General features: G+C 69.1%; 11 protein-coding genes. 8 read left to right on the top strand and 3 right to left on the bottom strand.

The genetic code is table 11. The annotated features are described in order from the left end of the window. Positions 1-11 precede the first annotated feature (11 nt). Entirely contained in the window at positions 12-959 is a 948-nt protein-coding gene (locus ACZ5SK_RS38610) for an ABC transporter substrate-binding protein (protein ID WP_334577705.1), read from the top strand. A 111-nt stretch (positions 960-1,070) separates the two neighbouring features. On the opposite strand, the gene ACZ5SK_RS38605 is transcribed toward ACZ5SK_RS38610, so the two are convergent. The 3 genes from ACZ5SK_RS38605 to ACZ5SK_RS38595 all read right to left on the bottom strand — a co-directional run bounded on the left by ACZ5SK_RS38605 (position 1,071) and on the right by ACZ5SK_RS38595 (position 2,383). After that, positions 1,071-1,238 (bottom strand): DUF6228 family protein, encoded by a 168-nt coding sequence (locus ACZ5SK_RS38605; protein WP_468577249.1) that lies wholly within the window; start codon positions 1,236-1,238, stop codon positions 1,071-1,073. Positions 1,239-1,301: 63 nt separating this feature from the next. Next, positions 1,302-1,523: a DUF397 domain-containing protein gene (locus tag ACZ5SK_RS38600; protein ID WP_334577704.1), complete on the bottom strand. Its 222-nt coding sequence runs from the start codon at positions 1,521-1,523 to the stop codon at positions 1,302-1,304. Between the two features lie 8 nt (positions 1,524-1,531). Continuing rightward, entirely contained in the window at positions 1,532-2,383 is an 852-nt protein-coding gene (locus tag ACZ5SK_RS38595; protein WP_468577201.1) for a helix-turn-helix domain-containing protein, read from the bottom strand. A 201-nt stretch (positions 2,384-2,584) separates the two neighbouring features. On the opposite strand from ACZ5SK_RS38595, the gene ACZ5SK_RS38590 reads away from it, so the two are divergent. From ACZ5SK_RS38590 to ACZ5SK_RS38560, 7 genes are all read left to right on the top strand, one after another. Next, complete coding sequence (locus ACZ5SK_RS38590; protein WP_468577198.1) at positions 2,585-3,001, top strand: ATP-binding protein; 417 nt, start codon at positions 2,585-2,587, stop codon at positions 2,999-3,001. A gap of 1,217 nt (positions 3,002-4,218) precedes the next feature. Beyond that, positions 4,219-5,106: a 2-dehydropantoate 2-reductase N-terminal domain-containing protein gene (locus tag ACZ5SK_RS38585; RefSeq protein WP_334577701.1), complete on the top strand. Its 888-nt coding sequence runs from the start codon at positions 4,219-4,221 to the stop codon at positions 5,104-5,106. 395 nt (positions 5,107-5,501) lie between these two features. Continuing rightward, positions 5,502-6,731, top strand: a complete 1,230-nt coding sequence (locus ACZ5SK_RS38580; RefSeq protein ID WP_334577700.1) for a glycosyltransferase — start codon at positions 5,502-5,504, stop codon at positions 6,729-6,731. Beyond that, positions 6,728-8,536: a right-handed parallel beta-helix repeat-containing protein gene (locus ACZ5SK_RS38575; RefSeq protein WP_457494664.1), complete on the top strand. Its 1,809-nt coding sequence runs from the start codon at positions 6,728-6,730 to the stop codon at positions 8,534-8,536. The genes ACZ5SK_RS38580 and ACZ5SK_RS38575 overlap by 4 nt, the downstream gene beginning before the upstream one ends. 341 nt (positions 8,537-8,877) lie before the next feature. After that, entirely contained in the window at positions 8,878-11,019 is a 2,142-nt protein-coding gene (locus ACZ5SK_RS38570) for a right-handed parallel beta-helix repeat-containing protein (RefSeq protein ID WP_457494665.1), read from the top strand. Positions 11,020-11,167: 148 nt separating this feature from the next. After that, positions 11,168-12,043 carry a polysaccharide lyase gene (locus ACZ5SK_RS38565; RefSeq protein ID WP_361707151.1) on the top strand — a complete coding sequence of 292 codons (876 nt, stop codon included), beginning with the start codon at positions 11,168-11,170 and terminating at the stop codon, positions 12,041-12,043. A gap of 99 nt (positions 12,044-12,142) precedes the next feature. Continuing rightward, positions 12,143-12,925 (top strand): nucleotidyltransferase family protein, encoded by a 783-nt coding sequence (locus tag ACZ5SK_RS38560; RefSeq protein WP_334577696.1) that lies wholly within the window; start codon positions 12,143-12,145, stop codon positions 12,923-12,925. The last annotated feature ends 24 nt before the right edge of the window (positions 12,926-12,949 follow it).

Here is a 12,949-nt window from a genome sequence, read left to right as displayed (position 1 = left end):
TGACTACGCGTATGACGACGACGGCCGCCGTGGCCGGCGCCTCGGCGCTGCTGCTGTCCGGCTGCGGCGCCGCCGACATGACCAAGCAGGCCTCCCCCTTCGCCAACGCGCAGGGCGCGAAGACCGTGACCCTGTCGGTCCAGTCCTGGGTGGGCGCGCAGTCCAACGTAGCCGTCGCCCAGTACCTCCTCGAACACAAGCTCGGCTACCGCGTCGACACCGTCCAGGTCGACGAGATCCCCGCCTGGGACGCGCTCAGCCAGGGCCGGGTCGACGCGATCCTGGAGGACTGGGGCCACCCCGACCAGGAGAAGCGGTACGTCGACGACAAGAAGACGATCGCCCGCGGCGGCGACCTCGGCGTCACCGGGCACATCGGCTGGTTCGTGCCGACGTACCTCGTCAAACAGCACCCCGACATCACGAACTGGAAGAACCTCGACAAGTACGCGTCCCTGTTCCGCACCGCTGAGAGCGGCGGCAAGGGCCAGCTGATGGACGGCTCCCCGTCCTACGTCACCAACGACAAGGCCCTGGTCGACAACCTGAAGCTCGACTACCAGGTCGTGTTCGCCGGTTCGGAGGCGGCGCAGATCACCCAGATCCGCCAGTTCGCCAAGGCGAAGAAGCCCTTCCTGACCTACTGGTACGCCCCGCAGTGGCTGTTCAAGAAGGTCCCGATGACGGAGGTGAAGCTCCCCGCGTACAAGGAGGGCTGCGACGCCGACCCGGCGAAGGTGGCCTGCGGCTACCCGCACACCCCGCTGGAGAAGTACCTCAACGCGGACTTCGCGAAGGACGGCGGCAAGGCGGCCGCGTTCCTGAAGAAGTTCAAGTGGACGACGGAGGACCAGAACGAGGTCTCCCTGATGATCGCCGACCAGAAACTGACCCCGGAGGAGGCGGCGAAGAAGTGGGTGAACAGCCACGAGCCCACGTGGCAGGCGTGGCTGTCCTGACCCTGCTCAGCTGGGCAATGGTCAAGATCTATGGATGGGAGCAGTCGTTGCCTTCGCCGCCGCCGGAGAAGGACGACTTCTGCCAGCCGCTGGGCGTGTTCATCGGGTGCCTCACACTCCCTTCGTCGACCTGTGGACGAATGGCTGTTTCGCCACACTCCTGAGGAACGCGTGCGTCTCGGCGGCAAGGGTGCGCATGTCCTCGCCTGCCGCGTGCACCGTGGTGGTTTCGAAGTGCCAGTCCTCGGACGGCGCCCGGTCGTGGATGCCCCAGGTCAGATGGAGGCTCCGAGAACAGCAAGCCTCCCGCCCGGACGACCAGGCACCTGTCGTTCTCGAGGCTCACAGCTGGGTCTGGCCCACTTTCAGGGAGTCAGTGCGTATGCCTGCGATGAGGTGGGCGACGGTGGTGGGGGTGGTGGTGAGGATCGTGGCGGGGGTGTCGCTTTCGCGGAGGTGGAGATGGAGGTGAGGGGTGGCAGGGGGCGAGGCGAGTTCGAGGCAGTTGTTGCCGTCGCCGCCGCCGGAGAAGGACGACTTCTGCCAGTTGTCGGGAGCGGCCATGGAGCGCCTCACAGTTCCTTCGCGAGTCGGTGGATGAGGTCACGCGAGCGTTCGGGATCGAGTGACGCGGCCTCCACTTTACGGAAGAGCGTTCGAAACGCTGCGAGTTGGGCTTCGGAGTCGACGAACCCTGTGCCGTGAGGTGCGTCGCGTACGACTGTGTCCAGTTTGGGCACGGCGCCGCCCGCGTACATCATCGTGCTCCACGCCCCTGCGAAGCCGTCGAGGTCGAAGGGGACGACCCGTACGGTGACGTGGTCTGCGTCGGAGATTTCCAGGACGCGGGTGAGCTGGGCGCGTGCGGCTGCCCGGTCGCCGACCCTGATGCGCAGTGCGGCCTCGTGGATCACCGCCTCGTAGGGGATGGCCGCAGGGCCCTCGATGACAGCTCGCCGTCGCATCCGGTGCTCGACCCGCAGTTCGGTGTCCGTGTTCGGGAGTTCAGGCACTCGGTACGAGAAGACGGCGTGTGCGTAGGCCTCCGTCTGGAGCAGGCCGGGGATGTTCAGGGACTCCACGTCGCGGCGGTGCGTCGCATGGTGCTCCAGCTCGGCGATGTCGAGGAACGACGCCGGCAGCCGACCTCGGTACTGCTCCCACCAGCCCCGCGTACGGTCGGTCGCCATCGCGACCAAGGCGTCCACCAACTCCTGGTCGGCGCACGAGTAATGGGCGGCCAGACTGCGCAGCCGCTTCTCACTCACACCTGTGTGGCCGTATTCGATCTGGTTGATCTGGGTGGAACTGACCCCGAGCAGGGCTGCTGCTTCGCGCCCGGTGAGGCCGGCGGCTTCGCGAAGCCGCCGTAGCTCGACCGCCAGCCGCACCTGACGTGCCGTTGGTTCCTGCCTCAACCCCATCGTCTGCTCCTCCCAACGCCCGCCAGGACGGGACTCGTTCGGGGGCAAGATTACGCGATCGGCTTGCTAGACCTGGAAATCTAGGTCTACCGTCAGTGACGCACCGCACACGCTGCGGAAGCGCACCGCTCCGTCCTGCCGGGACGGCTGAGGCATGCCACCGCGCGCTGAATCCCACCACCCCCCACTTGGAGCTGCCCCATGCCCGAAACCGCCCCCGACCGCTGGGAGTACTCCCTCTACATCCCCACCGACCCCCGCGCCGTCACCGTCTGTCGTCGCACCCTCCGTCTCATCTTCACCCTCCACGGACTCGTCCACCTTGCCGACACTGCGGAGCTGCTCGCCTCGGAGTTGATGTCCAACGTCGTCCTGCACACCAAGGGGCCGGGATGTCTGCGTATCCGTTTCCTGGACAGTGTCCTGGAGATCGGGGCGTGGGACGCCGACCCCGAACCCCCCGAGCCGCCAAGCAGGTTGGAGGAACTCGGCGACGACGCCGAGAGCGGGCGGGGCATGGCTCTCGTCCGGGACTGTTCCGACCTCTGGCACTGGCAGCCGCTGTCCCGCATGGGGCATCGGGGCAAGTTGGTGTGGTGCGAGTTGAAGGCGGCGTAGCTCGACCGCGCCGCGAACCTCGCACAAGCTCGTCGATTGGCGGGTTCGGGCCGTCGCCGGCTCGCTCGCCCCGGGCCCCTGGCCGCGAGATGGCCCATACCCACCAATTGCCCGCCACGCACCGGCCCGCTTCGCCGCGCCGGCATCGGGACAAGCTGGTGTGGTGTTGGTGTGGCGCGAGTTGCAGGCGGCGTAAGTCGTCTTCGGCGGGCCGCCCTTGGGCGAGGTTCGTCTCGACGACGACGTGATCGCGTGGACGGCTGGAAAGGGACCCGTGGGGTGAGGGTCGGGCTGCGAACCTGGCGACTCCTTGCGCACACCGTGTTCCAAACCGGCGACGACGAAGCGCGGTCGGGGCTGGTGTATCGGGGGGCGATTGAGTACAACCCGTCCACGGGCCGGTAGGGATGGACGCCGTCCCGATTGCGCCGGCCTTCAGCGGGATCAAGCGGACGTGGGGTGCTTCGAGAGCGCGGAGCGGGCGGTGCGGGCACGGCGCGCTGCGAAGCAGAAGGGCTCCAAGACCGCCGAGGTCACCGCGGTCGACAGCTCCCCTTCTGGGGCCCGGAGTTGGGTGACGGGATCGACGCGACCGACCTCGAATCGGGCGAGCGGCTGCGCGTCGGCGCCGACACGCTGGTCCGGATCGCGGCCGTCAAGCTCGACCTCCCGCCGTAAACATCGTGTGTAGGGGTGTAAAGGCCATGTAATTACGCTCTACCGCCCCCCTTCTTCTGATTTTCGCGGAGCGTTACTACCGGCGCGGGTCGCGGGTTTGTTGCACGGGTCCTGGCATATGCCGTATGCGTTCTCGTATGGCGTGATCTTTACTCTTCCGACATGAGTCGTTAACAGCCGAATCTCCATCGATGTGTGGATCCCATGTATAACTTCCTACTGTCTGACTTATAGCGACAGGCGCCAAGTGGGGGGTGTCGTCACTTGGCGCAGCACTGAACAGGGGGTTTGGGGGGTTTGCCGACGGCGTCTTCTTGCGCCGTCGCGCTGCCGGCCGCATGCCACAGGGGAGTGGTGTCAGCGCCGGCCGCACTTTCGGTGACTCCACGGTGAGCTGTGCTCAGGCGCAGCTACGGGGGTCGACCCATCGTAATTCCGCGCGGTTTGGCGTCCACTTTCCCAGCCGTCGGAATACTGCATTCCGCTTCCGTATTCGGCGTGCCCGCCCGCACCCGAATCCGAACAGGAGACTGATTCAAATGGCCAGAATCTTCATCGTCGGTTCCGGTGTCGTCGGAACAGCCACTGGCAAGGGGTTCGTCAACGCCGGACACCAGGTGACCTTCATCGACGTGGCGCAGCAGCGCCTGGATCACCTGCGTTCCGAGGGGCTGGACGCGCGTGCCGAACTCGACCTCAGCGCCGAGCCGGACGCGTTCATCTTCCTCACGCTTCCCACGCCCAACGTCGGCCACCAGTACGACCTGTCCGCGTTCGAGGCGGGCACCGCCTCCGTGGGTAAGGCGCTGGCCGACGCCTCGGGCAGGCCCGTCGTCGTGGTCCGGTCCACGGTCCCGCCGGGTACGGCCGAGGGCCTCGTGCAGCCGCTGCTGGAGAAGCACTCCGGCAAAAGCATCGGCGAGGGCTTCTCGCTCGCCAGCAACCCGGAGTTCCTCCGTGCGGCCACAGCGGTCGAGGACTTCCGCCACCCGTGGATGACCGTCATCGCCTCGCGCAGCGTACGCACCCGGGAGCGACTGGGCGAGCTGCTGGCGCCCTTCGGCGGCGAGACACGCGTCTTCTCGAACCCCGCCGAGGCGGAGTTCGTCAAGTGCGCCCACAACATCTACAACGCCACGAAGATCAGCTTCTGGAACGAGATGTGGCTGGTGGGTCAGCACCTCGGTATCGACCTCGACCCGATCGCGCAGACCGTCGCCCGCTCGGCGGAGGCCTCCTACAACCCGCACTACGGCATCCGGGGCGGCGCCCCGTACGGCGGTGTCTGCCTGCCGAAGGACACCCAGGGATTCCTCGGCCTCGCCGCGTCGATCGGCGTCGACATGCCGCTGCTGCAGGCGGTCGTCGCCGTGAACGACAAGCTCGCCGAGGTGGCCGAGTTGGAGGCCGAGGCCCTGACCGCCTAGCTAGCTAGTCAGGCGGCCGGCACGGGCAGAAACGATCCTGCCCGGGGCGAACCCGAGTCGAAGCCGGGGCGAAACCGGGTCGAACGCGGGGCGAACCGGGTCGAACGCGGGGCGAACCCGGGTGGTTCCGGGGTGGTTGGTTCCCGGGTGGATCCCCGGATGATTTCCCGAACCTTCCCCGGGCCGAAACGATTCTCCCCGCCTGATCCCGGGCGGTTCCCCGGCCCGGAACGATCCTGCCCGGGTCGGCCCTGGGCGTTCCCCGGGCCCTTCCCGGGCCTCTCCCGGGCCGGATTCCGGCCGCCGGGTATTTCACTCCGCTGCCGCGCCGCGCCGAACGGCCGGCGTGGCGGCGGAGGCTGTCACACACCTGTGGACTCAACGAGAACAGGCTCATGAGCGGACTATTCGACACCACCTTGCTGGACTTCCGGTACTACCTCGTCTACCTGCCGCTGGGCATACTCGGGCTGGTCCGCTGGGGCTGCTGGCTCGCGCGGCGCGCGCCTGCGGCCCTCTACCGGTCCGTGACGAACGACCACTCCCTTCCGCTCAGCATCGTCGTGCCGGTGTACCAGGAAGACCCGGAGATCTTCGCCCACGCGATCGAGTCGTGGCTGGCGAACGGGGTGGACGAGGTCGTCCTGGTCATCGACGTCACCGACCAGGCCTGTCAGGAGATCGCGGCGCGCTACCCGGTGACCGTCGTCATCACCGACGTGCCCGGCAAGCGCGACGCCCTGCGCAAGGGGTGGGAGGAGTGCTCCACCGACCTGGTGGCGCTGGTCGACTCCGACACCATCTGGGCGGACGACGTCGCCCAGGAGGTCTGCAAGCCCTTCGCCGACCCCAGGATCGGCGGGGTGGGGACCCGGCAGAACGTGTACAACCCCAAGGGCTTCCTGCAGCGGGTCAACGACATGTTCCTGGACTACCGGTACTTCGACGAGAACGCCGCGCAGACCGTCATGGGCCGCGCTGTCTCGTGCCTGTCCGGGCGCACCGCCGTGTACCGCCGCGAGCTGCTGCTGGAGATATCCGACGACTTCATGGCGGAGACGTTCTGGGGCGTCCCCTGTATGTCGGGCGACGACAAGCGGCTGACCACTCTGATACTGGAGCGCGGTCACCTCACCTACATGCAGCGCTCCGCCCGTGTCTGGTCGACCTTCCCCGGCACGCTGCGGATCTTCCTCAAGCAGCGGCTGCGCTGGGCCCGCAACACCTGGCGCTCCGATGTGAGGGCGCTGTCGAGCCGCTGGGTCTGGCGGCACCCCTTCCTCGCCTTCACCATGATCGACAAGGGGGTCAGCAGTTTCACCCTGCTGTTCTCGCCGTTCTTCATGACCTGGGCGATCATCCGGCAGGACTGGTTCTTCGTCGCCTGCCTGGCCGGCTGGTGGTGGGTGAGCCGGTCGATGAAGATCCTTCCGCACCTGGTGCGCAAGCCCTCGTCGTTCTTCCTGGTGCCCGGCTTCGTCCTGGTCTCGTTCATGATGGCGATCGTCAAGCTCTGCGCGCTCGCCACCATCCGCAAGCAGCGCTGGCTGACGAGGCAGGTGTCGGTGGAGAACGGCGTCGTCGTCAGGACCGCGCAGCCCGCCGAAGCGGAGGTCGCGGCATGAGGCATCTCACCCGCGTCGTACGCGCCGCCCTCGCCGCGACCGCCCTGCTGGCCGCCGTCGCGCCCGCCGCTCACGCCGCCGGTGCCACCGGGGGCGACCCGGACGTCGCCGCCTGGCAGCGCAGCGGACGCCCGGACCGGCTGATGGTGGTCAGGCCCGGCACTGTCGCACTGGTCAGTCACGGCTCCGTGGTGCGACGGCTGTACCCGGCGTACGGACCGCTCCCGCTCAGCTGGCTGGCCGCCAACGCCGGCCGCGGGTGGGTCGGTTACCTGCCGGCGAAGACGGGCGCGTCGAGGACCGTGCGGATCGACTCGGCCGTGCTGCTCACCCCCGGCACCACCCTGCGGATGGGCAGCCGCACCCCCAACGTGCTGATGACCGCCGGGAAGACCGCCGCTTCCGGCACCTGGATCAGAGGGAGCCGGGCCACCCTCGACATCCACGATGTCACCCTCGCGTCCGCGGCCGCGGACGGGACCGACCCGGCCCCCGTGGAAATGGCCGGACGTCCGTACCTCGCCATGGGTGCGGGGGGCAACATGTCGATCAAGGGCGCGAAGGTGATCGGCTTCGGCCGGGGAGCAGGCGCCCCGGCCCAGGAGGCCGGAGTCTCCTGGGGCCGGGCCGCCACCGGCTCGGCCACCGGCTCGACGTTCCAGGGGGGCCGCACCGGCCTGCGACTGAGCGGATCGACCGGGGTGGCTCTCGACAAGGTCACCGTCAAGGATTCCGTCCAGGACGGCGTCGTGCTGAAGGGCGACCGGGGCACGACCGTACGGGGGCTGACCGTCGAGGGCAGCGGCGGCAACGGTGTGACCGTCGGCGGCACCGACCTGCGCAGTCTGTCCGGCGTCACCACCAGCGACAACCACGGTGCCGGAATCAAGGCCACCCCCCAGCGTGGCCTGACCCTCACGGCAACGGCCTCGCACCGCGATGCCGGCGGCGGTGTGCGGCTGGTCTCCTGCGTCTCCTGCACCCTCGACAGGGCCGTGGTGGACGGTGCGCCCTCCGCGATCGGCGTCTCCGGCCCGGGCGCTCGGGTGACCGTGCACGATGCCCGGCTCACCGGCGGCGGGGACGGCTCCGGGGTGGCGTTCGCCGCGGACATCGCCGGTGGCGCCGTCACCGGCGGCACGATCAGCGGCTTCGACCGGGGCATCGCGATCGGCGGTCCCGGCGTCCGGGTGGACGGGACCACCGTCGCCGTCGCCGGCACCGGCGTCAAGGTCTACGGGCGGGCCCGCAACGTCGCGTTGAGCTCCGTGGTGGTCCGCGGCGGCCGGGTGGGAGTCACCGCCTCGGCCAGCACCAAGGACGTCGTCCTGACCGACGTTCGGATCAGCGGCACCTCGCGCAAGGGCCTGGCCTCCGCGTCCGAGGGCCTGGTGGTCACCGGCGGATCGGTCTCAGGTGCCGTCACGGCGGTCGACCTCGCTGCCTCCGCCCGGCTGGAGAAGCTGACCGTCAGTAGTGCCGAACGGGGACTGCATCTGGCCGCCGACGTGCACGCACGCGGTCAGGGCCTGGACATCCTCGCCGAGCGCAAGGGCATCCAGGCGGACGCGGGTGCGTGGATCAGCATCGAGGACTCGCGGGTGAGAGCTCCCAGAGCCCTCTCCGGGAAGGGCACGATCAAGCGGCTCGGGCACACGGAGGTGACCCTGCCGCCGTTCCCGTGGCTCGGGTTCGCGGCGCTGGTCGCGCTCACCCTCACGGTCATGTTCCAGACCATCCACCAGGTCCGCCACCGCGGGACACCGCGACCCCGGGTGGCGGCCCACGTGACGAACACCGCATGACCTGAGGGACGGGCCGACCCGGGGGCCGAGAGGCATCGGTCCGCGGGTGACGCCATCGGCTCCGCACCGCCGAAGGGTCTCCGGCGTGGCAGCCGACCTACCCCCCGGAGGGGGGCCGACGTACGCCCCCCGGAAGCCCGTCGGACGCCTCCCGGGGCCCGACGTAGGCCCCCGGCCGGGCGACGGTCCACCGCCGGCGGACAACCGCACCACCCAATCGGATACGGCGCACATCACAGGACGGCCGGAGAACTCTCCGGAACGAGCGCCGCCCGTCCTCACCGCAAACAGCGCCCCCGCACTTCAGTGCCGAACAGCGGGGGACGTGTCAGGAGCCTCGCATGAACGACCAGCCACTCAGACCAGGCCCGGCCGCCCCGGCCGTCCCGGTCACCCCGACCGCCCCGGCGGTCCCGGCCGTCCCGGTAGCCCCGACCGCCCTGGCGGGCTCGACCGCCCTAGCCGCCCTGGCCGCCCCAGCCGGACGGGCTCGGGTCGGCCTTCCGCCGGTCCTCTTCACCCGGTCGGCCAGGAGGGATGCCCGCGAGGGCCGTTCCCCCCGGCGCCTTGCCGTTTCCCTCAGCGTCCTCGGACTGCTGACCGGCCCCGTCGTGCTGTTCGGAGCGCCGGCGGCCCAGGCCGCCTCGTGCTCCGGCCAGGTCCGGTACGCCAGCAGCACCAACACCATCTACCTGACCTCGGGCACCGCAAGCCTGTCGGACATAGACGCCCTCTGCCCGTCCGCGCCGCTGGTGGAGACGGACCCCGGCACCAACACCTGGGAACTGAGTGCGGACCTGGTCGTCCAGAACGGCGCCACTCTCAACCTGCACGGCACATCGGTCGGCGGCGACGTCAACACCCTGCGGCTGCGCAGCCTGTCCGACAACGCCGCCACCCATGTCAGCTCCATCACCGCGCAGTACGGCGACATCGACATCGACTCCACGCACATCACGTCCTGGGACGATGCCACCGGCGCCCCGGACACCGACCCCTACCTGCCCGCGAACGCCGCCTCCGGCTCACGGGCGCGCGCCTTCATCCGGGCGCTGTCGTACCTGGACACCGACGGCACACCGCGCGAGTCGCGGATGGACATCAAGAACAGCGACATCGGCTACCTCGGCTCGCACGCCGCCGAGAGCTACGGCGTGTCCTACAAGGGCCGCGGCTGCGACTCCACCCACCTCGACGTGTGCGCGGCGCTGAACGTCTACGGGTCCGAGACGAACACCCGGTTCCACGACAACTTCATGGGCACGTACACGTTCGACGCGTACGGCATGGCCTTCACCGGCAACGAGTACGACCACAACGTCATGTACGGGCTCGACCCGCACGACGACTCCGACTACCTGACGATCACGCACAACCACTCGCACGACAACGGTGACCACGGGATCATCTGCTCGCAGCGCTGTGACCACCTGGAGATCGCGTACAACGAGGTCGACCACAACGGCATTCCGCCGTACGTCCCGACCGGTGACGACGACCCGTCGGACAACCAGGTCCACGGCATCATGATCCACCGCGGGGTCACCGACAGCGTCATCGAGAACAACTACGTCCACGACCAGCCCAACGGCTCCGGCATCGCGGTCTTCGACAGCAGCGGCGACACCATCCGCAACAACACCGTCACCGGCGCGGAGTACGGGCTGCGCTACAGCGTCGGCTCGAGGAACATCACCACGACCGGCAACACGGTGACGAACAGCAGCCAGTACGCGGTCTTCACCTACCAGGGCTCGGACATCCCGGCCTACACCAACAGCACCGGTCGGCCGAGCAACCTCGTCTTCACCGGCAACACCTTCGACACGACCTCCAGCAACGTGGTGAAGCTGAACCAGACCGACGGGACGGTCTTCACCGGCAACACGTTCAGCGGTGTGTTCTCCTCCGGTGTGCTCACCCAGTGGAGCACGGGGACCGTGTTCTCCGGCAACACCGTCCCCACGTCGCTGACGTACTCGGTGAAGGGCGACTCGACCACACCGGGCAGCATCACGTTCAAGGACGTCAAGCAGTCCACGAAGGCGTCGGTGGACTCGGTCAGCTCGGCGACGTTCACCGGCTCCGCCGGCACCGTCTACAAGGCGAGCGGCTACCCGGCCGTCACCACCGCCCTCGGCTCCTCGGGGGTCGGCAGCACGGCGACGCTGACCGCGGCGACCGTCGGCACCTCCCAGGTGACCGTCACCCCGCAGTCGGTCGCGGTGGTCCCCGCGAGCGGCACCGCCAAGGGCCGCGTGCCCACCGGGGCCGGAGCCTACGAGGTCCTGGTCGCGCCCGGTACCGCCGGAACCGACCTCGCCTTCACCGCCACCGGGCTGACCCCGGGCGCGAGCTACGCGCTGACCGCGGGCGGCACCACGCTCGCCACCGGCACGGCCTCCGCCGCCGGCACCCTCACCCTGCACACGGCGCCGAGCACGACGCAGGAGGTGGACTACCAGGTCGTCAGCGCGGGTTAGCGGACGGCGTACGAGGACCTGACCCACAGCTCGACAGAGATCGACAGAGATCCAACAGAGACCAACAGACACCAATAGAGATCAACGGATACCGGCAGAGATCACAGAAACCGACAGTCCGGTAGACCGGGCGACGGGAGTAACGGCAGTGCGCAGACGGCAGTTCATCACGGCCCTGGGGGTCACCACGCTCGGTGCGGGGCTCGCCGCCTGCTCCTCCGGCCCGGGGAGCGGCACGTCCGACTCCCCGGGACCCTCCGTCGGCTCGGCCACCCCGCCGAGCGTGGACCCGGCAGCCCTGGCCCGGTTCTTCGGCCCCCGTCTCACGGCACGTTCAGGCGGTTCGTTCGGCCTCTCCCGCGTCCAGCTGCTGCCGGACAGCAACCCCGCGTTGGGCCGGCTGCTGCGGGTGCACTACCCGGCCCGCTCCGCCAGCCCGAGCGTGGCGCGAGAGTACGACCGGCCCCAGGGAGGAGCGCAGCTCTACCTCGCCCTGGTGACCGGCCCCGTCGACTTCCTGCACCTTCGTTACTACGTGCGGTTCCCGGAGGACTTCGACTTCGTCAAGGGTGGCAAGCTGCCCGGGCTGTACGGCGGGACGGTGACGAGCGGCCGCCGTATTCCCGACGGCGACAACGGACTGTCCACCCGCTACATGTGGCGCGCGCACGGCGCCGCCGAGGTCTACGCCTATCTGCCGACGTCGGTCGCCCACGGCACCTCGCTCGGCCGTGGCTCCTGGGCCTGGCCGGTCGGCCGCTGGGTGTGCGTCGAACAGGCCGTACGCCTCAACCGACCGGGCCGCCTGGACGGAAACGTGACCGTCCACGTCGACGGGCGGCAGGTGCTGAGCCAGGGCGGACTGGAATTCCGTACCAGCGAACGGCTCGGCATCGACGGAGTGCTCTTCTCGACCTTCTTCGGCGGCAGCGACCCGAGCTGGGCGACGGTGCGTGCGCAGTACGCCGACTTCGCGGCGTTCGCCGTGTCCGACCGACCGATCGACCCGCTCCCGAACGTCTGAACCTTTCGTCCGCACCGTTCGCCCGCACCTAGCGCCCGCACTGCTCGTCCATCGTCCACACCTTTCGCCCGAACGTTTCGTTCCAGGAGGGACCCCGCGATGACCATCACGAATGACACGGCTCTCGCCATCACCGGCTGGGGCGGATCGCACGTCCGACAGGCCGTCATCCTCGCCGGAGGGCAGGCCAGCAGGCTGCGTCCGTACACCGATCACGTCCCCAAGGCCCTGGTGGAGGTGGCTGGACGGCCCATCTTCGAGCACCAGGCGCACTGGCTGGCGGCCGAGGGCATCGAGGAGGTGGTCATCTCCTGCGGCTACCGGGCCGACGTGCTGCGCGAGTACGTGGCCGCGAACCGGCTTCCGCTGCACGTACGGGTCGTCGTCGAAGACGAGCCGCTCGGCCGCGGCGGTGGTCTGAAGTACGCCGCCGCCCACCTCCCGTTCCCCGGAGAGCGGTGGGCGGGCCTCAACGGCGACATCCTCACCCGTTTCTCCCTGCGCGACCTGGCGCGGGCGCATGTCGAGCGGGACGCGCTCGCCACGCTGGCGGTGACGCCGTTGAAGTCGCCGTACGGGATCGTGGAGATGACCCACTCCGACCGGGTGACGAGCTTCACCGAGGCGCCGGTGCTGCCGCACTGGATCAACGCGGGGGTCTACCTGTTCGAACCGGAGGTCACCGCGCTCCTGCCGGACCTGGGCGACCACGAGGACACCACCTTCCCCGAGCTGGCGCGGGAGGGCCGACTGTCGGCGTACCGGATCAACGGGTACTGGCGCGGCGTGGACAACGCCAAGGACCTGAAGACGGCGACGAAGGAGATCACGGCGTTCGGCTGGGTCCAGGCGGTCGTCGCCCAGGGCGTGTTTCGAAAGTAGCGATGCCTCGCCCCGGAGCCGGGT

The sequence above is a fragment of the Streptomyces sp. NPDC031474 genome, assembly GCF_055581185.1.
The sequence above is the reverse complement of the archived record's forward strand: the minus strand, read 5'-3'. Positions and strand labels throughout refer to the sequence as shown.